The 23,650-nt window shown below is 65.6% G+C and carries 18 protein-coding genes and 1 tRNA gene; 9 read left to right on the forward strand and 10 right to left on the reverse strand.

Translation table 11 applies throughout. From position 1 onward, the window contains the following. The first annotated feature begins 35 nt into the window (after window positions 1-35). The 3 genes from AC3RX0_RS10765 to AC3RX0_RS10775 are packed head-to-tail and all read left to right on the forward strand — an operon-like array spanning window position 36 to window position 1,582. The gene (locus AC3RX0_RS10765) at window positions 36-827 is read left to right on the forward strand and encodes a class E sortase (protein ID WP_491505976.1); all 792 of its coding nucleotides are present in this window, start codon (window positions 36-38) and stop codon (window positions 825-827) included. Then, a complete protein-coding gene (locus AC3RX0_RS10770; protein WP_491505977.1) occupies window positions 828-983 on the forward strand; it encodes a hypothetical protein in 156 nt (51 codons plus the stop codon). Next, window positions 980-1,582, forward strand: coding sequence for an anthranilate synthase component II (locus tag AC3RX0_RS10775; protein ID WP_491505978.1), 603 nt, complete (start codon window positions 980-982; stop codon window positions 1,580-1,582). The genes AC3RX0_RS10770 and AC3RX0_RS10775 overlap by 4 nt, the downstream gene beginning before the upstream one ends. On the opposite strand, the gene pknB is transcribed toward AC3RX0_RS10775, so the two are convergent. Genes pknB through AC3RX0_RS10810 form a run of 7 tightly spaced genes read right to left on the reverse strand, consistent with a single transcriptional unit; the run spans window position 1,573 to window position 10,562 of the window. Beyond that, the gene (gene pknB, locus AC3RX0_RS10780; RefSeq protein WP_491505979.1) at window positions 1,573-3,342 is read right to left on the reverse strand and encodes a Stk1 family PASTA domain-containing Ser/Thr kinase; all 1,770 of its coding nucleotides are present in this window, start codon (window positions 3,340-3,342) and stop codon (window positions 1,573-1,575) included. The two genes, AC3RX0_RS10775 and pknB, sit on opposite strands and share 10 nt — an antisense overlap. Before the next feature lie 59 nt (window positions 3,343-3,401). Continuing rightward, the gene (locus tag AC3RX0_RS10785) at window positions 3,402-5,162 is read right to left on the reverse strand and encodes a serine/threonine protein kinase (RefSeq protein WP_491505980.1); all 1,761 of its coding nucleotides are present in this window, start codon (window positions 5,160-5,162) and stop codon (window positions 3,402-3,404) included. Continuing rightward, entirely contained in the window at window positions 5,159-6,619 is a 1,461-nt protein-coding gene (locus AC3RX0_RS10790; RefSeq protein WP_491505981.1) for a peptidoglycan D,D-transpeptidase FtsI family protein, read from the reverse strand. The genes AC3RX0_RS10785 and AC3RX0_RS10790 overlap by 4 nt, the downstream gene beginning before the upstream one ends. Continuing rightward, window positions 6,619-8,055, reverse strand: coding sequence for an FtsW/RodA/SpoVE family cell cycle protein (locus AC3RX0_RS10795; protein WP_491505982.1), 1,437 nt, complete (start codon window positions 8,053-8,055; stop codon window positions 6,619-6,621). The genes AC3RX0_RS10790 and AC3RX0_RS10795 overlap by 1 nt, the downstream gene beginning before the upstream one ends. Further along, window positions 8,055-9,290: a PP2C family protein-serine/threonine phosphatase gene (locus AC3RX0_RS10800; RefSeq protein WP_491505983.1), complete on the reverse strand. Its 1,236-nt coding sequence runs from the start codon at window positions 9,288-9,290 to the stop codon at window positions 8,055-8,057. The genes AC3RX0_RS10795 and AC3RX0_RS10800 overlap by 1 nt, the downstream gene beginning before the upstream one ends. A 13-nt stretch (window positions 9,291-9,303) precedes the next feature. Next, a complete protein-coding gene (locus AC3RX0_RS10805) occupies window positions 9,304-9,834 on the reverse strand; it encodes an FHA domain-containing protein FhaB/FipA (RefSeq protein ID WP_491505984.1) in 531 nt (176 codons plus the stop codon). Next, window positions 9,831-10,562, reverse strand: coding sequence for an FHA domain-containing protein (locus tag AC3RX0_RS10810; protein ID WP_491505985.1), 732 nt, complete (start codon window positions 10,560-10,562; stop codon window positions 9,831-9,833). The genes AC3RX0_RS10805 and AC3RX0_RS10810 overlap by 4 nt, the downstream gene beginning before the upstream one ends. A gap of 177 nt (window positions 10,563-10,739) precedes the next feature. Here AC3RX0_RS10810 and AC3RX0_RS10815 point away from each other — a divergent pair. Then, window positions 10,740-10,826, forward strand: a tRNA-Leu gene (locus tag AC3RX0_RS10815). 210 nt (window positions 10,827-11,036) lie between these two features. Here AC3RX0_RS10815 and AC3RX0_RS10820 read toward each other — a convergent pair. Together AC3RX0_RS10820 and AC3RX0_RS10825 are read right to left on the reverse strand one after the other, a co-directional pair. Continuing rightward, a complete protein-coding gene (locus AC3RX0_RS10820) occupies window positions 11,037-12,713 on the reverse strand; it encodes a hypothetical protein (protein WP_491505986.1) in 1,677 nt (558 codons plus the stop codon). Next, entirely contained in the window at window positions 12,710-13,771 is a 1,062-nt protein-coding gene (locus tag AC3RX0_RS10825; RefSeq protein WP_491505987.1) for a site-specific integrase, read from the reverse strand. The genes AC3RX0_RS10820 and AC3RX0_RS10825 overlap by 4 nt, the downstream gene beginning before the upstream one ends. A 159-nt stretch (window positions 13,772-13,930) precedes the next feature. Between AC3RX0_RS10825 and AC3RX0_RS10830 the strand changes: the two genes are divergently transcribed. Then, window positions 13,931-14,347: a hypothetical protein gene (locus tag AC3RX0_RS10830; RefSeq protein ID WP_491505988.1), complete on the forward strand. Its 417-nt coding sequence runs from the start codon at window positions 13,931-13,933 to the stop codon at window positions 14,345-14,347. A gap of 126 nt (window positions 14,348-14,473) precedes the next feature. Here AC3RX0_RS10830 and AC3RX0_RS10835 read toward each other — a convergent pair whose 3' ends face one another. After that, the gene (locus AC3RX0_RS10835; RefSeq protein WP_491505989.1) at window positions 14,474-14,998 is read right to left on the reverse strand and encodes a hypothetical protein; all 525 of its coding nucleotides are present in this window, start codon (window positions 14,996-14,998) and stop codon (window positions 14,474-14,476) included. Window positions 14,999-15,645: 647 nt separating this feature from the next. On the opposite strand from AC3RX0_RS10835, the gene AC3RX0_RS10840 reads away from it, so the two are divergent. From AC3RX0_RS10840 to AC3RX0_RS10855, 4 genes are all read left to right on the forward strand, one after another. After that, window positions 15,646-17,781, forward strand: a complete 2,136-nt coding sequence (locus AC3RX0_RS10840; RefSeq protein WP_491505990.1) for a DNA methyltransferase — start codon at window positions 15,646-15,648, stop codon at window positions 17,779-17,781. Then, window positions 17,781-20,333: a DEAD/DEAH box helicase family protein gene (locus AC3RX0_RS10845; RefSeq protein WP_491505991.1), complete on the forward strand. Its 2,553-nt coding sequence runs from the start codon at window positions 17,781-17,783 to the stop codon at window positions 20,331-20,333. Before AC3RX0_RS10840 ends, AC3RX0_RS10845 begins: the two co-directional genes overlap by 1 nt. Window positions 20,334-20,521: 188 nt before the next feature. After that, window positions 20,522-22,039: a hypothetical protein gene (locus tag AC3RX0_RS10850; protein WP_491505992.1), complete on the forward strand. Its 1,518-nt coding sequence runs from the start codon at window positions 20,522-20,524 to the stop codon at window positions 22,037-22,039. 407 nt (window positions 22,040-22,446) lie between these two features. After that, complete coding sequence (locus AC3RX0_RS10855) at window positions 22,447-23,457, forward strand: CHAT domain-containing protein (protein ID WP_491505993.1); 1,011 nt, start codon at window positions 22,447-22,449, stop codon at window positions 23,455-23,457. The last annotated feature ends 193 nt before the right edge of the window (window positions 23,458-23,650 follow it).

The raw sequence follows: 23,650 nt of genomic DNA on the forward strand, positions 1-23,650 counted from the left end.
CCGGCGTCTGCGCGGCCGCTGGCTAGAATCGCCCTGTGACGGATAGGTCTGGGGCCTCGCTGCCGGCGCGCGGCAGAGGTGCGAAGCGGCGCCCAGGCGTGGTCGGCGTGCTCGGCGAGGTGCTGGTCACCGTCGGCGTCGTGACGCTGTTGTTCGTCGCCTGGCAGATGTGGATCGGTGACTGGATCGGCGCGGCCGAGAAGAATGCCGCGGGCCACGCTTTGAGCGCGCAGTGGGCGCAGGAGCGGGAGCAGCTGCCTCCGGCATCCACTCCGAGCGCTTCGGCGACCCCCGCGGGCACCCCCACCGCGCGCCCGGCCGTCCCGCCGCCCGCCATGCCCCAGGCCCGCGATGCTCAGGTGTTCGGCGTCATGTTCGTGCCGCGTTTCGGGGCGGACTACGCCGTCCCGATGGCGGGGGGTGTCTCTCGCGCGCGCACGCTCGACCCGATCGGCATCGGGCACTATCCGGGCACGCCGATGCCGGGTGCGGTCGGCAACGTCGCCCTCGCCGCGCACCGCACGACGTTCGGCAAGCCGTTCAACCTGATCGCGACTCTGCGCGTCGGCGACCCCATCGTCATCGAGACGAAGGGCGGCTGGTACACCTATCGATTCCGCAATCTCGAGTACGTCAAGCCGGATGCGGTCGATGTGCTGCTGCCGGTGCCGCAGGAGGCTCACGTGAAGGCCGACGGCCGATACCTCACCATGACAAGCTGCAGTCCGATGTATTACAAGTCGGAACGGATCGTCGCCTACAGCGTGTTCGAATCGTTCACACCGGCATCAGCGGGCCCACCGCCGTGGCTGCCGGGGGTGAAGTAGATGTACGCGGCGCTGTGGCGCATCCTTCCCGGCCCCTGGTGGGTGCGCGTACTCATCCTGCTGGTGGCCGCGGCCGCCGTGCTGTACGGGCTGTTCTTCTTCGTCTTCCCGTGGGTGAGCACGGTCATCGATCCGGAGGATGTGACGATCCGATGACCCGTGTCCTGGTCGTGGACAACCACGACAGCTTCGTGCACATCCTCGTCGACTACCTCGGGGAGCTGGGCGCGCGCACGACGTTCGTCGAGGCAGACCAGATCGATCCCGACGAGGCGGCCGCGGCGATCGCGGACTTCGACGCCGTGCTGATCTCGCCCGGTCCCGGCACGCCGGCGCGGGCCGGGGCATCCATCGCCGTCGTGCGGGCGGCGGCCGCGCTCGGCATGCCGCTGCTGGGCGTGTGCCTCGGCCATCAGTCGATCGCCGAGGCGTTCGGCGGGGTCGTCTCGACGGCGCCCGAGCTCATGCACGGGATGGTCTCGATGATCGCGCACGACGGTGCAGGGCTCTTCGACGGGATGCCGCAGCCTTTCGCCGCCGGTCGCTATCACTCGCTCGCCGTGACCGAGGTGCCCGACGACCTGGTCGTCACCGCCCGGGCCGACACCGGCGTGGTGATGGCGCTGCGGCACCGGACCGCGCCGATCTGCGGCGTGCAGTTCCACCCCGAGAGCGTGCTCACCGACAACGGCCACCGGCTGCTGGCGAACTGGCTGCGCGAGGTGGCGACGGTGACGCCGGCCGGTCAGCCCTGACCGTCGCCGCCCGAGCCGTCCGCGGGCGGGGTGGCGCCGTCGGACGAGCCCGAGCACTGCACGAGCGTGATGTCGGAGTGGATCGGCACCTCGCCCGGTCCGACCGTGTTGTCGGGACCCCAGTACTGCGAGCTCACCGTCGCTGGGTCCGTGGCCGGGCACGCCGGATCCTCGCTGACCTTGACCTTCAGACTCAGGGCCTCGAGCTCCTGCTTGGCCTGATCCACGGTGTAACCGGGTACGGCGAAGTTCGGCACCGTCACCGTGCCGGTCGCGACGACGAGGTTCACGGCGGAACCCTTCGCGATCGACTGACCCTCGGTCGGATCGACCGACAGCACCTGGTCGGCGGGGGCGTCGGCATCGTCTTCGCGTCGCACGGTCCCGAGCGACAGCCCGGCATCCTGCAGCGCGTTCTCGGCATCAGCGCGAGAGAGGCCGACGAGCTTTGGCACCGCGACCTGGTCGGGGCCCGTGGACACGAACACCGTGACCTGCGAAAGGCGCTTGACCGAGACGCCCGCCGCCGGGTCTGTGCCGATGACCGAGCCCTCGGGCACGGTGGGATCCGGCTTGTCGGTGCGCTTCGCATACAGATCGCTGTTGCTCAGCGCCTGGGCCGCCTCGTCGTACGTCTGCCCGGCGACGGTGGGGACGATCCGCGAGTTGTCGGGGACCACGGTGCCCGGACGGATCGTCAGCACCCAGATGAGCACCGAGATCAGCAGCACCGCCAGCACGGCGACGCCGGCCCAGATCCACGCCGCCGGGGGCCCCGCCTGGGTGCGCCTCATCGTGGTGTCGGTGCTCAGCTGCCGCAGCGACCTGGCCGTCTCGGCGGCCTGGCGGGGATCCGGCCCGTACAGCGAGTTCGCGAGGGTGTCGACGTCGTGCTGCGACGGCGCCTTGCCGTCGACGGCCGCGTCCAGACCCTCGCGGAAGGCTCCGGCATCCGGGTACCGCTGATACGGGTCCTTCGCGAGCGCGCGCAGCACGACCGCGTCGAGCGTGCGCGGCACCGTCTCGACGACCTCGGACGGCGGGACCGGCGCCTCGCTCACGTGCTGGTAGGCGACGGCGACCGGCGAGTCGCCGCGGAACGGCTGGCGCCCGGTCAGCAGCTCGTAGAGCACGACGCCCGCCGAGTACAGGTCGGTGCGCGCATCGACCACCTCGCCCTTGGCCTGCTCGGGCGAGAAATACGCCGCCGTGCCGAGGATCGTCGTGGTCTCGGCCACGGTCGACGACGAGTCGCTCACGGCACGCGCGATGCCGAAGTCCATCACCTTCACCTGGCCGGCCTCGGTGACCATGACGTTGCCCGGCTTGATGTCGCGATGCACGACGCCGGCGCGGTGCGAGTACTCGAGGGCTTCGAGGATGCCGTCGACATAGCGGACGGCATCGGCGATCGGCACGGGGCCGGCGGCGATGATGTCCTTCAGCAGGTGCCCCGTGACCAGCTCCATCACGATGTAGGGGATGGGGTGCGCCCGGCCCGCATCGTCGATCTCGCTGTCTTCGCCCGCGTCGAACACGCGCACGATCGCCGGGCTCGACATCCTCGAGGCCGACTGCGCCTCGAGCCGGAAGCGCGTGCGGAACGCGCTGTCGGCGGCCAGTTCGCCGTTGAGGATCTTGATCGCGACCGGTCGGCCGAGCGTCAGGTCGTAGCCGCGGAACACCGAGGCCATGCCGCCGTGCCCGATGGGCTCATCGACGCGATAGCGTCCGGACAGCACGCGGGACTCGGCAGACACTTCTCTCCCCTGGAATCGAACAGATGACAGCCTAACCGACGGGTCTGCACCCACCTCGGTCAGGGCTGGGTCGACGGGGACGGCGACGGGTCGGCGCCCGGTTCGCCGCCGCCAGGGGCCGACGGCGACTCGGACGGGGCGGACGGGGGCATGATCGGCTGCGAGATCTGACCCGACTCCGGTGAGGAGCGGTCGCCGCACGTCGCGGCGTACGACGCGGTCAGGTTGCTGCCCGCACTGTTGGCCACGTTCACCTCGGCGCTGGTCGTCGACGCGTCGGCCTTCAGGGTGGACTGCCCGCCGTCGACGAACGTGCCGTTGTGCACCGTGACGATGTACCCGGTGAGGGTGCCGGTGCCGGGCGGGCACTGGAACGAGTCCCACACGATCTTGGCCGTGTCGCCCGCGATCACCTGTCCGCCCGGGCCGTTGCCGTTGATCGTCGGCGTCGCCGGCGTGGGGATCTTCGTCTGGGCGGCGTAGCAGGTCAGGGTGACCGTCTCGCCCGGGGGCACGTTGGCGGTCGGGTCGACGGATGCCACGGTGTCGACCTTGTCGGCGGACGGTGCGGCAGCGCCGGGCTGCGTCTTGGGGTTCAGGCCGTTCGTGGTCAGCACCCCGGAGGCCTCGGAGCACTTCATGCCGACGAGGCCGAGGGAGTCGACGTTCACCGGCTCGGTCGTCGGCGTCGGCGAGGACGGCGCCGACACCGGCGTCGACGGCGAACCCGTGTTCGTCGGCGCGCTGGACGGGCGGCCGAAGAGGGCGAACAGCGTGCCGGCCAGCACGATCAGCAGCAGGGCGATCAGCGCGATGAGCGGCCACGTCCACGGGCTGCGCTTCTTCTTCTCGCGCTGCTCGGGCTCGGGCACCAGCGGCGCGGGCTGGGTCGCCGGCAGCAGCTGCGTCGTGGCGGACGTGCCGCCGGGCGAGGTGAGCAGCTGGGTCGCGACATCCACCCCCGCGCCGATCGCGGGGACCGCGGCGATCGCCGCCGCGATGTCGCCGCGACGCAGGGCGGTGGCCGCGCGCGCGACCGTCGCCGTCGAGGCGGGGCGGTCTTCGGGCTTCTTGGCGATCATCGCCATCACGAAGTCGCGCACCGGCGGCGAGACGGTCTCGGGCAGCGGCGGGGGCTGCTCGTTGATCTGCGCCATGGCGATGGCGACCTGCGACTCGCCGGTGAACGGACGCCTGCCGGCCAGGCACTCGTAGGCGACGATGCCCAGCGAGTAGATGTCGGTGGAAGGGGATGCCGGATGCCCCGACGCCTGCTCGGGCGAGAGGTATTGCACCGTGCCCATGACCTGACCGGTCGCCGTCAGCGGTACCTGGTCGGCGATGCGGGCGATGCCGAAGTCGGTGATCTTCACGCGCCCGTCGGGCGTGATCAGCAGGTTGCCGGGCTTGATGTCGCGGTGCACGAGACCGGCGGCGTGGGCCGCCTGCAGCGCCGCGGCGGTCTGGGCGACGATGTCGAGCGTCTTGTCGGTCGACAGCGACCCCTCGCGCTCGAGGATCGTCGACAGGGCCTCGCCGGGCACGAGCTCCATGACCAGGAACGCCGAGCCGTTCTCTTCGCCGTAGTCGAAGACGCTCGCGATGCCCTCGTGGTTCACCAGGGCGGCGTGGCGCGCCTCCGCGCGGAAGCGCTCGAGGAAGCCCGGGTCGCCCATGTACTCGTCTTTGAGGATCTTGATCGCGACGGTGCGGCCGATGACGTGGTCGGTCGCCTCCCAGACCTCGCCCATTCCGCCGATCGCGATCCGCGAGTCGAGCTCGTAACGGCCGCCGAAGGTGACACCCTGCGTCGGTCTCATTTACCCAACACCGCCTCCATGACCTTCTTCGCGATCGGGGCCGCGAGAGTGTTGCCCGTTCCGGACTGCCCCATGCCTCCGCCATTCTCCACGACGACGGCCACGGCAACCTGGGGGTCTTCTGCGGGCGCGAACCCCGTGAACCACAGCGAATACGGAGCGGTCTGCCCGTTCTGCGCCGTGCCCGTCTTGCCCGCCACGTCGACCCCGTCAATTCTTGCATTGGTCGCGATGCCCCTGCTGACATTGGCGACCATCATGTCGACCATCTGCGAGTCGAGGTCCGAATCCAGCGCGCGGCCGTACTCCTCGTTCGCGAACGTCTGCTGCACCGAGAGGTCGGGACCGACGACCTGGTCCACCATGCGGGGTTTCATGACGACGCCGCCGTTCGCGATGCCGGCCGAGACCATCGCCATCTGCAGGGGCGTCGCACGCACGTCCCCCTGGCCGTAGCCGCTGAGGGCCACCCGGTCGGGGCCGCCGGTGCGCGGGTAGGTGGACGGGGTCGAGGGCAGCGGCAGGTCGAACGACGAGTTGAAGCCGTACTTCTCGGCCTCGGCCCGCATCGCGTCGAGCCCGACCTTCACGGCCAGCTCGGCCATCGGGATGTTGCAGCTCAGGCGCAGCGCGTCGGCGATCGTGACCTCTTTGCCGGGTCCGCACGTGCCGCCGGTGTCGTTGCGGACCTGGGTCGACGTGCCCGGCAGCGTGTAGCGGGCGACGTTGGGCAGGGTCGAGGTCGGCGTGAACTTGCCCGAGGCGAGGGCGGCCGAGGCGGTGACCAGCTTGAACGTCGACCCCGGCGGGTTGAGGTTGCCGCCGATCGCCCGGTTGAACAGCGGCTTGGCCGGGTCGCCGTTGAGCTTGTCGTACGCGTCGTTCACGGCCTTCGAGTCGTGCGAGGCGAGCGCGTTCGTGTCGTAGCTGGGGCTGGTCACCATCGCCAGGATCCGGCCGGTCTTCGGCTCGATCGCGACGACCGCGCCCTGCAGCTTGCCGAGCGCGTCGTAGGCGGCCTTCTGCACCTTGGCATCCAGCGAGAGCACGACGTTCGACCCGCGCGGCGGCTGGCCGCTGACGATCCGCTCGACCCGTGCGAGGAACTGCGAGCTGCCCGTGCCCGACAGCTGCTGGTTCATCGCGCGTTCGATGCCCGGGCCGGTCGCCTGCAGCACGGGGTTGATGTAGCCGGTGACGGGCGCCCACATGTCGGGATCGACGTACTCGCGCTGCCAAGTGTAGATGTCCTTCGAGGGCACCGACGAGGCGATCGCAGAGCCGCTCGCGATGATCGAGCCGCGCTGCACGTCGAACGAGTCGTACAGCGTGCGCTTGTTCAGCGGGTTCTGCGCCAGGGACTCGGCCTGCACGACCTGGATGACGCTGGTCGAGGCGAACAGGGCGAGGAACATCGCCAGCAGGATGATCGACAGGCGTCGCAGTTCCTTCGTCATCAGCCGATCACCACCCGGGGACGAGAGCGCACTGCATCCGAGACGCGCAGCAGCAGGGCCACGATCAGCCAGTTCGCCACGAGCGACGAACCGCCCGCGGCCAGGAACGGCGTCGTGAGGCCGGTCAGCGGGATCAGACGCGTGACGCCGCCGACCATGATGAACACCTGCAGGGCGATCGTGAACGAGACGCCGACCGCGAGCAGCTTGCCGAAGTCGTCCTGGCCGTTCAGGCCGATGCGGATGCCGCGGCTGGTGAACACCATGTACAGGGCGAGGATCGCGAACAGCCCGATGAGCCCGAGCTCTTCGCCGAGGCTCGGAAAGATGTAGTCGCTCTCGGCGACCGGGGTCAGCCACGGCCGGCCCTGGCCGAGCCCGGTGCCGATCAGGCCGCCCTGCGCCATGCCGAAGATGCCGTTGACGAGCTGGAAGCTGCCGCCGTGCGCGTCGTACAGCTTCGGGTCGAACGCGCCCAGCCAGTTCTGGAACCGTCCGCTCACGTACGGCAGCAGGCGCGAGGCGACGACTGCGCCGCCGGCGGCCAGCAGGACGCCGATGAGCACCCAGCTGGTCTTGCTCGTGGCGACGTAGAGCATCGCGACGAACATGCCGAAGATCAGCAGACCCGTGCCGAGGTCGTGCTGCAGCACGATGATGCCGAGCGAGACGAGCCAGACCACGAGCAGGGGGCCGAGCTCGCGCGGGCGCGGCCAGGTGAACCCGAGGAAGCGCGTCCCGGTCGAGGTGAGGCTGTCGCGGGTGCGCACGAGATACCCGGCGAAGAAGATGGCCAGGCAGATCTTGGCGATCTCACCCGGCTGGAACGAGAAGATGCCGATCGAGATCCAGACGTCGGCTCCGGCATCCGTCCCCAGTCCCGGCACCATCGGCAGCAGGAGCAGCAGGATGCCGGCCAGGCCGAAGATGTAGGTGTAGCGGAACAGCACGCGGTAGTTGCGCAGCAGGATCACCAGCAGGATCGCGCCCACCAGGGCGATGCCCGCCCACGCCAGCTGGCGGGTCGAGAACGCCGCCCAGCCGTGACGGCCCCAGTGCACGTCGAGCCGATAGATCTCGGCCAGGCCGATGCCGGTCAGCAGCGTCGCGATCGGGACCACGAACGGGTCGGCGTCGCGGGCGACGATGCGCAGCGTGATGTGCAGCGCCAGCGACAGGGCGCTGAGCACGCCCAGGTAGATCAGGAACTTCGGGTCGATCTCGCCGGCGGCGCCGAGCTGGACCAGCATGACGGCCGCGCCGTTGATGACGAACGCGAACACGAGCAGCGCGAGTTCGCGGTTGCGCTGCGTCTGCGGCACGCGGAACTTGCGCAGCGCGCGCAGCACGGACGTGTCGGCCTGCTCGGCCGCGGGGGCGGGAGCGGGGGCCGGACCGGAGCGGACCGGGGCGATTCCACCGGGCGGGGTGCGCATCACTCGCTCCCAACGTTCTGGCGAAGCTGATCGACGATCCGCTCCGCGTCCTGCAGCGAGTCGGCCGAGATCGTGTCCTGGACGACCTCCTGCTCGAACTGGGGAAGGACGACCAGCGGCAGCCCGGTGTCCTCGTACGGCGACGACAGCGAGATCGGGCCGAAGTTCTGCTGGATTCCCCGGAAGATCACCACGTTCGTCCCGTTCGTGCCGATGAAGTAACGCGTCTGGGTCCACTGGTAGGCGCCGAACACCGCGGCGGCGATGAGGGCCAGCACCACGACGAGGCCCGCGATCCAGCCGATGCGGCGGTACCGTGCGCGCCGGCGGTCCTCTTCGATGAGCTCTTCGAGGTACTCGGCGGCCGGTTCGTAGTGCGTCGGCTCGTTCGCGGCCTGGCGGCCGGGGTGCAGCCACGACACTCGGCCGGGCCGGGCGGCGGGCACCTCGACCCCTTCGGGGTTGGATGCCGCGCCCACGATCGTCGGCGTGCCCGACATGAGCGGGTGCTGCCCCCCGACATCCGCGATCACGATCGTGACGTTGTCCGGGGCTCCGGCATCCAGTGCCTGCTTCAGCAGCACATCGGCCGTGCGGCCCGGAGCCAGTCCCAGCGCCAGCGTCTTGGCCGTGTGCGTGTCGTCGACGACGCCCGACAGCCCGTCGGAGCACAGCAGCCACCGGTCGCCGGGGTGTGTCGGCATGACGAACGTGTCGATCTCGGGGTCGTCCGACATGTCGCCGAGCACGCGCATGAGCACGGAGCGCCGCGGGTGGTAGCGCGCCTCTTCGGGCGTGATGCGGCCCGAGTCGACCAGTCGCTGCACGAACGTGTGGTCGGTCGTGATCTGGGTGAGCGCGCCGTCGCGGTACAGATAGATGCGCGAATCGCCGATGTGGGCGATCACCGCGTACTCGTCGACCATGATGATCGCGCACACGGTCGTGCCCATGCCGGCCAGCTCCGGCCGCTTCTTGACCGCCTCGATCAGGTCGCCCGCGGCGGCGGTGATCGCCTTCTGCAGCGCGCGCTGGGCGTCGATGGTCGTGTCGTAGTGGTGGTCGAGGCCCTCGATGCGGGCGATCGCCAGGCTCGAGGCGACGTCGCCGCCGGCGTGCCCGCCCATGCCGTCGGCGACGACGAACAGGTTGGCTCCGGCGTAGCCGGAGTCCTGGTTGTTCGACCGCACCTTGCCGGTGTGGCTGAGCGCGGCGCTCGAACCCTGGAAGACCATGTCGGACAGGGCCTTACTTCCGCAGCTCGAAGGTCGTCGCCCCCACGCGGATGGGCGCCCCGACCGTGATCGGCACGGGCACGGTCACGCGCTGCCCGTCGTGCCAGGTGCCGTTCGTGGAGTCGAGGTCCTGGATCATCCACTGCTCGCCCCACAGCACGAGACGGGCGTGGTGGCTGGAGGTGTAGTCGTCGCGGATCACCAGGCCCGATTCGCTCGAGCGGCCGATCGTGAGCGGCTCGTCGCCCAGGGGCAGCTCGAGCCCGGCCTTCGGTCCGCTCGTGATGACGATGCGCGAGACCGTGCCGGTGGTGGCCAGGCCGCCCGCCGCGGGGGCCGGCTGCCGGAGCGCCTGCACCGGCATGGTCGCATCGGCCGGGCCCGAGGTCGGGGCGGGACTGGCCGCAGCCACGGGCTCGGGCATCTTGCGCACCTTCACTCCGAACAGGTCGGCGCGCAGCGAATAGACGACCGCGAAGACGAAGAACCACATCAGCACGAGGAAGCCGATGTTCAGCAGAAGCAGGGTGAGCTGGCTCGTCATCGGGCGCCCCCGTCGAAGAGCCGGGTCGCAGCGTCCGCGGCCGGCGTCGTCGGCTTCGGGGGAGCGGTCAGGGGGACGATGCGGAACACGATGTCGGTGCGTCCGATCGTGACCGTCGACTCGGCCGGAAGGGGCGCCTGCGAGACGGGCTGCCCGTCGAGCTTGGTGCCGTTCGTCGAGCCGAGGTCGCGCACCATCGCGCGCTCGCCGTCCCACAGGATCTCGACGTGCTTGCGGCTCGTGCCCGAGTCGGCGACCGTGATGTCGGCGTCGCTGCCGCGCCCGATCACGGTGCGGCCCTTGTGCAGCGGATGGCGAGTGCCGGCGATATCGACCACGCCGCGCCACGATACCGTGCCCTCGGCCGTGCGCGAATCCACGCGCAGCGTTCCTGTGGACAGGCGCTCGTCGCGCTGCAGGGTCACCGAGACGGGACCGGCGAACGAGTAGTGCTGGGATGCCGCGTGCGTGCGGACGATCTCGGTGAGCTCTCCGATCAGCGCGGGGCCTACGGCATCCATCTTCTCCGCGTCGGCGGGGGCCAGCTGCACCACGAGGGTGTTGGGCACCAGGATGCGGTCGCGGCTGACCACAACGGCCTTCTTGTCGAGCTCGCTGCGCAGGGCAGAGGCGATCTCGACAGGCTGGATGCCGCTGCGGAAGGTCTTGGCGAACGCGCCGTTCACGGCACGTTCGAGACCCTTCTCGAAGCTGTCAAGTAGTCCCACGCGACTCCTCAGGCAGGGCGGACTGGTGGCTACATGCTAGTTGTCCCGCCTGAAGAGGTGATGGATTCGCGGTTTCACGGGGCTCTCGGGGCCCCGGATCGGGTCCCGGCGGCGATTAGAAGCACGCGGGCGGCCGTGCTATCCTCGACGAGTTGAGTTCGAGGTCCGCCTCGACTCGCGCGAGTGGCGGAATAGGCAGACGCGCTGGCTTCAGGTGCCAGTGCCCGAAAGGGCGTGGGGGTTCAACTCCCCCCTCGCGCACCAGAGGCTCTCTTCGCTTATTGAAGAGAAGCTTTCATGAAATGCGTGAAAGAAGCCGGTTGGGGAGGATTTCCCGGCCGGCTTCGGCGATTCTTGGCCGAAGATGCTGTCGGTTCCGGCCGATCCTTGCCGGGGTGTAGTGCTGGCCCAACACGAGTAGCCCCTTTCGGGGCTGTTCAGGTTGATGTTCGGTTCGGGCTGCTGGTTGTGCGGCTATTGCCGCAGCGGGTCAGCGTGCGCGGGGTGTTCGAGGCGGTTGCCGTGCTCGTCGCGGCGTCGTCGTGCTCTGAGCTGCTTGGGGCTCAGGACGCGTTTTGCGTGCGCGGTGATGAATGTGACGATGCGGCGCATGTTGGAGACGGTTGCGGCGGCCGCGACGGCGAGGGCTTGGTAGGCGTATCCGCGGGGGCGTCGCTTGTTGGGGTTGCCGAGATCGGCGTGTGCGTCGTCTTTCATGTACTGGTTGTTGCCCTCAACGTGGGAGCGCAGTCCGTACCAGGCTTTCCAGGTGGGGGAGCGGTATTCGACGGCTTGCAGGTGCTTGATGATGCGCATCGACTCCGGATTGTCCGGGGCGAGGGTGATGGTCGTCGTGCTGAGTTTCGGGCGTACCGGTTTGCCGGTCGCGGGGTCGAGGCACATGAGTTTGCTGACGTCGGGGTAGCTGAATCGTTGGCGTCCGTCCGGGTCGGGCCGGCCTTTGTCCATTAGCCGATATTCCGAGCGCTGGGCGAGGCGGGCTTGGTAGGTGGCTTTGTCGATGGTCTTGTGCTTGTAGTAGTCGCTGCTCGCGGTGATCAGGTTCCCGGGCATCCATCGGACGTAGAGGCAGCCGTCGACGAGGATGGCGTCGTCGATAGCGCCTTGCTTGCCGAGCGTCGTGCCTCGGTAGTCGTAGACGTGCCGGAATCCGAGCTTGCGGGTGGGGTTCTGGAACCGGTGGGGTTTGAGGCCGTTGTATGCGCGGTCGACCATGCAGAATCCTCGTTCGGTGAACAGGCGTGTGTGGTGGCCGACGGCGATCAGGGGACCGTGCTTGATCTTTCCGGGCTGGTGGAGGGTGAGGCCCGTGGTGAGCACGGGGAAACTGTCGGGGTGACCGGGGTTGTTGGGGACGGTGACGACCGTCTCGGCCTCCCACCCGGCGATGTCTTTCCGCTTGCCTTGGCCCTCGTGGTTGCCGTCGCGGGTGTAGGGGCCGCTCATGCCGTCGAGGTTCACGCGGTCGCTGTCGAGGTTGGTGGAGCGGGGGTTCGGACGGCCGGGGACGGGGATGAGTGTCGCGTCCAGGGCGATGTTGCCACGGTAGGTGGCGCGGATCTCTGCGGGGAGTCGTCGGACGGAGGCGTGCGCGAGCCGGTTCATCAGCTCGTCCATCCGGTCGCGGCGCTGTTGGGAATACGTGCCCAGGGCGGTCTGGTACGCGGCGGCGGACAGGAACGTGTTGCGGGGCACGTCCCAGGGGCTGGTGAGGGCGAGGAGCCGGTTCATCGCCCTCCAGTACCGCTGGTACCACTCGCGTTGCGTGCCGGGGGTCTCGGCGATGCCGAGGTACGCGAACGTGTCGGGGGTGGTGCGGGCGAACAGGGTGGTGGCGATGTCGTCGTACCGGCTGCTGCCGTTGGCGGTGTGCATGAGGTAGAGGATGAGCACGGCCCGGAACGAGATGAGCGGTTTGCGGCCCGCGTTCGACTTGCGGTCCTCTGCCGCCCAGGCGTCGAGTGCGTCGACGGCGCCGGACTCGTCGACGAGACGCCCGTACAACTGCACATGTGCGAGGGAGGTGGGGCCGACGGCGCGGACCCGCTCGTACTGGTCGAGGGTGTACCCGGTGGCCTCGAGCATGTGCCGCTCGAACCGTTCCGCCGCGGCGATCTGCTGCGGGGTCATCGGTGTCTCTCCGAGCGGAATATGCGCCGGTACTCGTCCTCGTCGCGCAGGTCGACGTAGTCCAGCATCTGATGCAGGTGCTGGATCTTGGTGAACCCGGCCGCGCGGCACAGGTCTTTCATGGGGACCCCGGCGGTGAGGTGGTGCACCAGCCAGGTCGCACGGAGCCGGTCGGCGCGCGGTGGTTTCCCGTTCGTGTACTGCGTGAACGCGGAGGTCAGGTTGTGGGTCGTCCGGCGGTTGATGGGTCCCCAGAGTGACTCGTGGGCGGGGCGGCGTCCCAGGAGGGACAGCATCCACTCCTCCCACCCGGCCAGCAGCGGCACTGCGCGCTGGTTCTCGGCCGGGACATGGATGACGATTCCGGTTTCATCGACCTGCACGTGGGATGGGTGGATCAGGGGCAGCTCGCTGGGCCGCAGGCCGGCGCCGGCACACAGCGTGAGCATCACCATCGCCCTGTCGCGTTTCACCGTGGTGAGCTGGTCGCCCGCCCACTGCCGGAACCCGTCCATGTCCACGGTGTTATACGGGGCAGCCAGCTGGCGACGGGTCATCGGCGTCTGCCGCTCGGGGTGCTGCTCGGGCAGGAGCACGGCGCTGATCCGCATCAGCATCATCCGCCAGTTCATCCGCGTGCCCTCGGACCGGGACAGGTGCGCGGTCGTCGCGTACAGGTCGATCGCGCGCACGCTCCAGATCACGTCCGCATCCAGCGGCCACCCCTTGTCGCGCACACACCAGGCGACGTAACGCGCGCAGATCGGCAGGAGAGTCGCCGCCGCATACGCCGTGTGCGGTGCCGCGACAGTCACCGCGTCACGAACGAACAGGTCCAGTTCTGATGTTCCCGGGTCCTGGTCCATCAGTCTCATGTTGGTCACCACGCGCAGCACCTCCTCCGGGAGGGTCGCGTAGCTGCACCGGGCCAGCGCCTTGACGAGGGCACGGTCCGGGTCCGGTGCGCGGAATCGACCAAGATGGCGGGCGAGCACGTCACTGGACTGCCGGGCATAGGCGGTGTCGCCCCAACGGGTGACGCGATTGGTGTAGAACATGACGGGCTACCTATGCGTCCCGGCATGTCTCGCCTCCCCGAAATCGAGGCAAAACGCGAATGTTGCGAGATACTTGCGTTAATAGGCATATCCAGACAGCAGATGTGGTGAATATTCAGCAGGAGGTTCGGAGTGGGGCGCATGCCGAGCGGGATGGGGATGGCGTTCGAGCCGCGGTCGGTCGTCGCCGAGCGGTACGCGTTCGGGCAGGTGAACCAGTTGCTCACGCCGGTCGCCGGTATCGACTCGACCGACCAGAGGTACCGGGCGGCGATGCTCCAACACCTCCTGGCAGGTGCGGTCAAAGACGGGCTGAGACTCGCCGGCACTAGCCTGCCCTCGTTCCTCAACGACCTAGGCGACGTGCGGGGGCTGAGCGCGGACCGACAGCGGCGTGTGCTCCGGGGCGAAACCGGCGCGCAACTGGCCGACGTCGCGTTCTGGTCCGCGCACTTCCCGACCGCCGCGGTCAGAGTCGCCCGGTACATCCACAGCTGGATAGACCCCGGGACCGCGCCCACCACACAGGCGACCTCCAGCCCCGAGCGGTCACTTTCACGCCCACCGCTGCGCTGAACTCGCGTCAGGAGCGGCCGCGCCTGGATACACCCCAGATGATCCAGACCCAAACGGGCCTGGATGTGAAGTTCGAGCTGCTTGTTGGGCTGGACGCCGTCGACTGCGACAGTGTCACAGCGTGGATCATCCACCGGCGAGCCCGAAGTCGTGAACGGTTGGTAGATCGATGTAGTGGCTCCGCCGCCGCGCGCCCGGGATCCGAGCAACCAGCAGGTCGCATTGAATCAGCCCCCACGCGGACATCGCGGTGATCACCCCATAATCCGTGTTGGTCCTGTTCTCGAGCACCTCGGGGTCCGCGATTCCCCTGATGTGCACCGTTTTCGCGAAGAACGCCAACCGCGTCGCATAGGCATCCGGCACGAGCACCGTCACCGAAGTATCTACAGTCACACGCACCTCCTCGATCTCGTCGCCGTCACCGTCCGTGTCGTGCTCGGTGACCTCGGCCGACCATGAGATGGCTCGCGCACCCGGCACTGCCAGGACCGTCAGATCGGGGGAGAGCAGGGTGAGCACGGCATCGGGCAGAGACGGAAGCTCGAGCCCGGCAGAAGTCATATCGCTCAGCTCGGGTGAGATCAGATCGTCGCCAAAGGCTGCGTACTGCACAGCAAGCGGGTAGGCGATATCGATCGTGATAGTCATTGGTATGGTCAGGCGCACGGCTGTCCTCCTCGGGTATGGGTCGACAACGTACGACGACGCGGCACACCGGCGTTGCACCGAGTGTGCACGGCCCCGCTCATGAGTTGCGCCCGTCGCTGCCGGCATTGTGGAGCGGACGGAGCCCGTACAGGTCGTCGAGAACGCGATCGTGCAGCCACCGCATCCCGATACGCGTCGCCTCGTCTGCGTCGAATACCTCGTCCCCGTGTATCGCCGCCACCCACCAGGCGCATCCTGCCGGTAGCTGAACCCAACCCCCTGGACTATCGACGCCCCGGCGGAATACCGTTCGCGCAGTCCCGCTGCCACCACTGACCTCGACAAGCAGCCGGTCCGCCGTACCCAGCACCTGAAAGAACGGGTAAGGCGCCTCCGCTCTCGTCTGGACCGTGGTCCATGGCCAACCCGCACCGTCGCATGCGCCCACCAGCGGCCGGAGCGCGGAGAACGTTCGAGCGAGGGGCACCAGGCCGCCGGTGTGTTCCGCCCTCCAGAACCAGGACACAATTGGTGCGGGAGAACGCGCGGGGGTCGTCAGGTGCTGCAGGGTTGTCATCACCCGGCACACCGTAGGGAAGGTCGGCGGCTCGTCGTTGCACCATGTGCACACCGCGCATAAGCAGGTAGTGACACACACAGATGACGCCGCTCAGTTTCCCATCACCCGCGCCGAGCGTTGGCATTACCGCTACCAGCAACTCGACACCGCGGCACGCGCGCTCGGCAGGCCACCCCGACAAAGCGACAACGTGCCTGACGGACTCGTCATGTGGGTCAAGAACCAACGCCGAAACCCAACACTGACGCGCGCGCAAGCACGGAGCCTTGAACGCATCCCCTCGTGGTCGTGGGAACCACGCCTCGAACAGTTCGAATCACAGGCTGAGTTGCTCCGACAATTCATCCGCGATAACAATCGGCTGCCTCGGCGCCCGCCACAGATTTGGGAAGGGCTGTCGATGGTCGAGTTGGTCTGGGATGGGAAGTACGACGATCGTGGCCGAAAGGTTGCGCCGCCGCGCATCTCTCTGCCATTTCAGACGATCGAGACGGTGAACGAGTCGGCCCTCGAGCGTCAGCAGGCCTTCGACTTCTTCGCTGAGGATCGGCCAGCCGACTGGCGCAATCGGCTCATCTGGGGCGACAAGAAGTACGTGCTCCCAGCCCTCATGAGTGAGTTTTCGGAGTCTGTCGACCTCGTCTACATCGACCCGCCCTTCTTCACCGGCGATGACTTCAGCCTGAACATCTCGGTTGACAACGAGGACTTCACCAAAGAACCGAGCCTCATCGAGCAGAAGGCATACCGTGATACCTGGGGCAGCGGGATCGATGGCTATCTCGCCTGGTTCCACAGCACCATCGTGCAACTGCACGATCTACTGAAACCGGACGGCAGCATCTTCGTGCATCTCGACTGGCACGTTGGGCACATGGCGAAGATGATCCTGGACGAGGTATTCGGACGTGACAACTTCCGCAACGAGATCGTGTGGTGGTACTACAACAAGCTCCAGGGAAACATCAATCGATTTGCCTCGAATCATGACGTCATCTTCTGGTACACGAAGTCGAATAAGTACACATTCAACCGTATACGCGAGGCCCGCGATCAGGCGAAGCGACAGCAAAAGCGTGTGTGGGACCCTGCGACAAAGTCACTGAAACAAGCCCGTGATGAGAATGGCAAGCTTGTCTATTACACCGAAACCGAACGCACGATTGACGATGTCTGGCGGCTCTCCTATCTGATGCCCGCTGACCGCACTGAAAACGTGGGCTATCCAACTCAGAAACCCGAAACGCTTCTCGAGCGGATCATCACAGCTACTACTGATCCTGGCGATCTCGTCTTGGACTGCTTCGCGGGCAGTGGGACGACGGCGGTAGTCGCGGAGAAGCTCGGGCGGCGCTGGATTACCTCCGATCTGGGGCGCTTCGCCATCCACACGACTCGGAAGCGACTTCTGAGTAACGAGCACGTGTTGCCGTTCGCTGTCCAGAACTTGGGCAAGTACGAACGCCAACTCTGGCAGGAGGCTGAGTTCGGCGACACCGCTGCCGCACGTGTCGGCGCCTACCGAGATTTCATCCTCACTCTCTATGGAGCCGAACCGATCCGAGGCTATGCGTGGCTGCACGGGCTCAAGGCTGGACGCATGGTTCACGTTGGAACCGTCGACGCGCCCGTATCAGTTGGCGATGTTCGACAGATCGTCACTGAGTTTCGCAAGTCGACGGGCACCGGCGAGGGGGCCCCTTCGCTCCAGAGCGTGGATGTCCTTGGTTGGGACTTCGCTTTCGAGCTCAACGAGATCGCTCGTCAGGACGCACTCAAAGCAGGCATCGAACTCCGGCTCGTGCGCATTCCCCGGGAGGTGCTCGAGAAACGAGCTGTCGAGCAGGGAGACATCCGCTTCTTCGAACTGGCGGCACTCGACGTACATCAGACGTCAAGCGGTCGACAACTCACACTCGGGGTTGAGAACTTCATCATTCCACTCGACGACGTGCCCCAGGAGATCCAGTCCGCCGTAACCCACTGGTCGCAGTGGATCGACTATTGGGCAGTCGACTGGGACAACCGCGGCGATGCCTTCCACAACGAGTGGCAAACGTACCGAACGCGCAGTTCGAAGGACCTTGAGCTGGTGGCCACGCACACCTATGAAAAGTCGGGTGAGTACACGGTTGTTGTGAAGGTTATCGACATCCTCGGGAATGACACCACAAAGGTCATCTCCGTGAAGGTCGGCTCCTGATGGCGGCGACGAAGAAGGGCGCGCTGCTCAACAGCGGGACGGCTCCTCTCATCCCTGAGATCCGCAAGAGGGTCGATGAGTGGCGTGACGCCGGCTACCCCGGCACGTCGCCCACGACGCTCACGTTGCTACGGCACTGGTTCGAGCGGGAACACCGGTTGCCATCAGGAGCAAAGTTCGCGTACTACGCCGCTCAACGGACATCGATCGAGACGCTGATCTGGCTCTTCGAGGTGGAGAACGTTCGCCGGCACCGCGATCTGATCGAGCGGTTTACGACCACCCCGGGCCTTCACATCTTGCAGTATGACGACTTCGCGCGGTACGCGATCAAGATGGCAACCGGATCGGGCAAGACCAAGGTCATGTCCTTGGTCATTGCGTGGCAGTACTTCAACGCCGTCGTCGAGGGCGACGAGGACTTCGCAAGCACGTTCTTATTGCTTGCGCCGAACCTCATTGTTCTTGACCGGCTGCGGTCCGACTTCGCCAACGGCAAGATCTTCAAGCTGGACCCTGTGATCCCACCCGAACTCAGGATCTATTGGGAACTCGAGTCATACATGCCTGGCGAGCCCGAACGTGCCTCCTCGAGTGGTGCCCTCTACCTCACGAACATTCAGCAGCTGTACGCACCCTCATCCAAGAGCGCAGAGTCCGAGGTCGTGGTCATGACCGATGTGCTTGGGCCGATACCTGGCGCTTCGATTGAGCAAGTGCAAGATCTGTCGAGCAGGCTGATTTCTCAAGGCAACAACCTCCTCGTGCTCAATGATGAAGCTCACCATGTTCACGATGAGTTGAGCGAGTGGAATGAGATCATTAGGCGACTCGGTGCGTCGACTCCGATCTCGGCACAGCTGGACTTTTCCGCAACGCCCAGGTATCAGAAGGGTGGGCTCTTTACCTGGACGGTCGCGGACTATCCCCTCAGGCAGGCGATCATTGACAAGATCGTCAAGCAGCCCATGAAGGGAATTACGACGGGGCTCAAGGACCAGCCGTCGGATATCGCGAGCGTTCGCTATCAGGCATACCTGACCGCCGGTGTCGAGCGTTGGCGGGAGTACCGGGATCAGCTTGGCCCACTTCGCAAGAAGCCGTTGTTGTTCATCATGCTCAACAGCACTAGCGAGGCAGATGATGTCGGCAACTACCTTCAGTCGAAGTACCCGAAGGAGTTCGGCGCGAACGACAACGGTGATGCTCAGCTCCTCGTCATTCACACGGACCGCTCTGGTGACGTCTCCAAGAAGGACCTTGATACCGCTCGCGAAGTCGCACGTCGGGTGGATGACGACGCGAGTCCGGTCAACGCGATCGTCTCGGTGCTCATGCTCCGCGAAGGCTGGGACGTCAAGAACGTCACCGTTATTGTTGGGTTGCGCCCCTTCACGTCCAAAGCAAACATCTTGCCTGAACAGGCAATCGGGCGTGGCCTTCGACGAATGTTCATCGGGGACCAGACGGACTATGTCGAACGAGTCGATATTCTCGGCAACGCGGGCTTCATCAAGTTTCTGGATCAGCTCGAGAAGGACGAAGATCTCACGCTTGAGACCTTCGACCCGAAGAACCCTGTTGTCATTGTTACGATCTCGCCAGATGCTGACAAGGCGGACTGGGACATCTCAATTCCCAAGCTGAGCCCCATCCTGGCCCGGAAGCGCTCGCTCGCCGAGGAGATCGCTGCGATCGACGTCATGGCGTTCAAAGTGCCCAAGTTGCCCAAGAGGGAGAATGACAAGGCAGCCCAGTCGTTCTCATACGAGGGTACTGACATCGTGACGCTCGAGAAGCTCGTCGAACGTGAGTACAGCATCCCTGAGCCGCAGACGGCGGAGGAAGTGGTCTCGTACTACGCCAAGCGGATTGCACAAGACGTGAAGCTGCCATCTCAGTTTGCGGCGCTCGCACCTAAGGTACGGCTCTTCTTGGAGCAGCGAGCTTTCGGCGAGACGGTTGATCTCAGCGACAGGTCGATAGTCCGAGCGATCTCGACTCCAATCGCCTCCTATGTGACCATCAAGAGCTTTGCTGAAGTTCTGCGAGCGCTAGTTGTGGACGAGCTTCAACCCACGCTCGAGGACATGGGCATACGGCTGTCAACTACCGAGCCGTTCCCGTTCTCGCGGCCGACGTTCGAGGCGAGCAAGACCGTGTTCAACCTTGTCGCCGCTGACAACGAGTTCGAGCGCAAATTCGCCCACTTCCTCGAAGACGCTCCCGACGTGCGGGCCTTTGCCAAGCTTCCACAGCGATTCGGCTTCACCATCGAGTACACCGACAGTGCGACCAATCTGCGCTACTACGAGCCGGACTTTGTCGCCGCTCAAAGTGACGGCACCCATGTGCTGATCGAGACCAAGGGCCGGGAAGACGTAGATGTCGCCTTCAAAGACAGAGCTGCAAGCATTTGGTGCGAGAACGCGACGATGCTGACCGGCGTCGAATGGAAGTACGTCAAGGTCCCGCAGCACGAGTTTGAGAAGCTTGAGCCATCAGATCTCGCGGACGTTCGGATCGCGTTCGCCGAGGATCCAACGCCGTAGAACTGGGGCGTCAGCGTTGTCCGGAACTGCGGTGCGGTTGCCCACTCGTTGGGACCTCATCGCGTTCCTGCGTTTGAGTAGCACCTCGACTCGGGCTGCGTATCGGTGGCCTCGTCCGCGTGCTCGTCGTGGTGGCGTCCGCGTTGTGCTAACTACTACAGACGGTGTCTGAGGCTCCTGTCATAATCATGGGCAGTATGGGAAGCAGACGGAACGTCGAACCAGCGGACTCGAAAGTATCGTTCGATATTTCGCGTGCCCCGTTGGGGCAGAGGGCCGCATCGGCGCTCGTCGCGGAACTCGCCAAGCTCGATGACACGGTGGAGCGCCACTACCTCGAGATGAAGGGCAGTCTCGATCCGGGCAAGAACGAGTTTTCGAAGGTCGCGAAGTACATTCTCGGCTCAGCGAATCGGATGCCTGAACTCTCTGCCAAAGCCTTTGAAGGCTATGGTGTCATGGTCATCGGTGTCGTGCCGGGCGAGATCCGCGGCATTCCACCCGTCGAGATGATGGAGATCGACAAGGTTGTCAAGCCGTTCATCGGCCAGGAGGGTCCGAAGTGGGATCTGATTTACGTGCCCATCGAGAACTCAACTAATCAGGTTCTGGTCATCCTGGTCGACCCTCCGCAAGATGGACAGGATCCGTTCATATGCCAGAAGGAGGGAGACAACCTCTACAACGGCCGTGTCTACGTCCGTGTTGAAGGCGAGACCCGTGAAGCTCGAGCGGACGAATTGCGGCAACTCCTCGAGCGAGGGAAGCGGCGCCGCGGCTCGGAGGTCGGATTCGAAGTGCAGATATTGGGGTTTGCATACCGACGTGAAGTGGATGAGGTCCGCTCGCTGGAGTCGTACGTCAACTCGACGAAGTCAAAGCTGTTGAATGCGCTTCCGCGACCGGAGCCTGTGCCGAAGCCCGAGATGAAGCCGCATGCTCTGGCTCAGTTCAACCACGATGGGGCCTCCGAGTCGCTTATCGCGTCACTGAACGCCGTTGCGAAGCTTGCAGGCGAGATGTCAAGGTCGAGCGCGTTTCGTAGCCTCATGGAGTCAGAACCCGAGAAACGTAGCGAAGACGAGTATCGCAGCATGATCGATCGGTGGGAGGCTACCTTCCGGAATGCGTGGCCTCACGCGATCGACACACTGGCCAGCTTCGCATTCGACGCAGTTGTCATACGCGTTGAAAACAAGACGAAGACGTTCTTTCACGACATGGAACTCAAGATTCACCTCGAGGGCGCAGTCGAGGGCCTCGACTATCGGCACCGCGATGAGCGTGTCCGTCTTCGCGATCTTGAGTTGCCGACACCGCCACGCGCTTGGGGGCCCACCCCCCGATCAATCATGCCTTCGCTAATGGGAGCGCCCCCTTACATCCCGGACTACAACGCCGTGACGCCCTATCGGTCGCGCTTGGAATGGAAGAACGGTGGTTCCGTGGACCTGACTCTAAAGGTGGGGGAGCTTCGTCCACTCGGCGAATACACGTTCGAGAGAGAAGAGCTCGTACTAGTCGTGCCGCGGGACCAGAACAGGGCGGTCACCGGAACGTGGCAGATCACAGCGAGCGGTCATGACGACATCTACTCGGGCGACCTGAGTATCGAAGTGGACTCTTCCACCGATCTCACTACCGTGATGAGGCGAGTACTTGGCATGGACAAGGCTGAGGGCCCAACAGGCGCTGCTCCTGTTTGACCACCTGAGCCTGACGCACCATCGTGTTCCTCGCGTCAACAGGATCAGGATTGGCCTTCGAGTGCACGGGACTTCGTGCGTTAAGCGCCGACTCTCTTCAAGACGTTACGGATCGTGGTGGCCGAGAACCGGACTCGTTCACTGTCCTGCTGGGCATTGCCAATAGTCGTCCCAAATCTGCGGGATAGATGCGCGGAGCGCCGTCGTGGGAAGTGGGCACCATGCCGCTAGTCCCACGCCGTCCGTCGACAGTCACGCTGGTCTCTCCTGGCTCCTGCGCATGGAACCACGCCGCATGTCGGAGTGGGCCCCTACTCTGAACTCAAGACGTCTGTCGGGGAGAGGCGATTAGCAGAATGAGTGCAAGCCAGTTGCGGGGCCAGTTGGAACGGAAACGCAGACAGCGAGTGGATGCTGAGAAGAAGGCTGGGGAATACCGGATCAAGGAATCAACCAAGCGGACAGAAGCCGCCAAAGCGAGACAAGCTGCCTCAAAATCGACCAACCCTTCGAACGCCCGCAGCAAGACGAGTGAAGCGTCTCGCCGCGAACACGAAGCCGCGAATGCCGGACGGGAGGCCAACCGATGGCAGACACGTGCAAGTGGCTATCTCAGGGAGGAGAACGATCTGGTTTCTCGACTCAGCAAGGCCGAGGTCGCGGATGCCGGCGCAGCGGAGCGACAACGTCAGCGTGATCTGGAGCAGACGGAGCGTCGTGCGGCCGAGCAAGCTGCAATGGTTGACGCTCGTGTCAAGCGCGTGGAGGAAGCCGCGGACGAGGCTCTTCGCACGCTCCGCTCTCCCCGACCAGAAAAGCTCCGTGTCTTGCTTCTCGGTGCCTCGTCCAAGGGTGATCTCCGAGTGGCGCGGGAACAGAAGCGCATTCGACGCGCCGTCGAGTCTGCGTTGCACCGCGACCTGATCGAACTCGACGCGCGTCCTGCTGCGACCACGGACGATCTGTTAGAGGGCGTCGCGAAGTTTCGACCGCACATCGTGCACTTCTCCGGCCATAGCAACGAGGACCTCGTTGTCTTCGAGCAAGAGATCGACGGTCCCCATTCCGGCCAACTGGTCACTGCGCGGGCATTCGCTCACGCGATCGCCGCGACCGACGACCCACCGCTCCTCGTCCTTCTCAACGCATGCAACTCAGCGGCTCACATAGGCGAACTTGTCGCCGAAATGGTCCCGTTTGCAATTGGCATGGCCGAGGAAATCGACGACGGCGACGCGATCAACTACGCGGCACAGTTCTACGCCTCAGTCGCGAACGGCCAGTCGATCCTGTCGTCTCACCGCGCGGGGAAGTCTGCCCTCGAACTCGCCGGACTCGCAGGAGCCGAACTCCCGACCTTGGCGTACTCTGCGGACGTCGACCCAATGAACACGGTTCTCGTGAAACCATTGATGTGAGGGTCCTGTACTTTCGCACCTGGTGATCGACCGCGACGCGGGCTGTGGCACCCCCGGGACGCGTACAGGCATGAACTTGACGTAGCGCGAGCTTGGCGGCGTTGACGCTCGGCCAGCGCACGGATGGCGGTACGTGTTCCCACCGCGCTCATCGCTCTGCGGCAGCCTTCAGAGCGTCGATGAGGCCCGGGGT

The sequence above is a fragment of the Microbacterium sp. W1-4-2 genome, assembly GCF_058349885.2.

What these genes read in the sequence shown, in the direction of transcription:
- AC3RX0_RS10770 (WP_491505977.1), top strand. Translation starts at nt 828, where the DNA reads ATGTACGCGGCGCTGTGGCGCATCCTTCCCGGCCCCTGGTGGGTGCGC.
- AC3RX0_RS10775 (WP_491505978.1), top strand. Translation starts at nt 980, where the DNA reads ATGACCCGTGTCCTGGTCGTGGACAACCACGACAGCTTCGTGCACATC.
- AC3RX0_RS10785 (WP_491505980.1), bottom strand. Translation starts at nt 5,162, where the DNA reads ATGAGACCGACGCAGGGTGTCACCTTCGGCGGCCGTTACGAGCTCGAC.
- AC3RX0_RS10790 (WP_491505981.1), bottom strand. Translation starts at nt 6,619, where the DNA reads ATGACGAAGGAACTGCGACGCCTGTCGATCATCCTGCTGGCGATGTTC.
- AC3RX0_RS10795 (WP_491505982.1), bottom strand. Translation starts at nt 8,055, where the DNA reads ATGCGCACCCCGCCCGGTGGAATCGCCCCGGTCCGCTCCGGTCCGGCC.
- AC3RX0_RS10800 (WP_491505983.1), bottom strand. Translation starts at nt 9,290, where the DNA reads ATGGTCTTCCAGGGTTCGAGCGCCGCGCTCAGCCACACCGGCAAGGTG.
- AC3RX0_RS10805 (WP_491505984.1), bottom strand. Translation starts at nt 9,834, where the DNA reads ATGACGAGCCAGCTCACCCTGCTTCTGCTGAACATCGGCTTCCTCGTG.
- AC3RX0_RS10820 (WP_491505986.1), bottom strand. Translation starts at nt 12,713, where the DNA reads ATGACCCCGCAGCAGATCGCCGCGGCGGAACGGTTCGAGCGGCACATG.
- AC3RX0_RS10825 (WP_491505987.1), bottom strand. Translation starts at nt 13,771, where the DNA reads ATGTTCTACACCAATCGCGTCACCCGTTGGGGCGACACCGCCTATGCC.
- AC3RX0_RS10830 (WP_491505988.1), top strand. Translation starts at nt 13,931, where the DNA reads ATGGCGTTCGAGCCGCGGTCGGTCGTCGCCGAGCGGTACGCGTTCGGG.
- AC3RX0_RS10835 (WP_491505989.1), bottom strand. Translation starts at nt 14,998, where the DNA reads ATGACTATCACGATCGATATCGCCTACCCGCTTGCTGTGCAGTACGCA.
- AC3RX0_RS10845 (WP_491505991.1), top strand. Translation starts at nt 17,781, where the DNA reads ATGGCGGCGACGAAGAAGGGCGCGCTGCTCAACAGCGGGACGGCTCCT.
- AC3RX0_RS10850 (WP_491505992.1), top strand. Translation starts at nt 20,522, where the DNA reads ATGGGCAGTATGGGAAGCAGACGGAACGTCGAACCAGCGGACTCGAAA.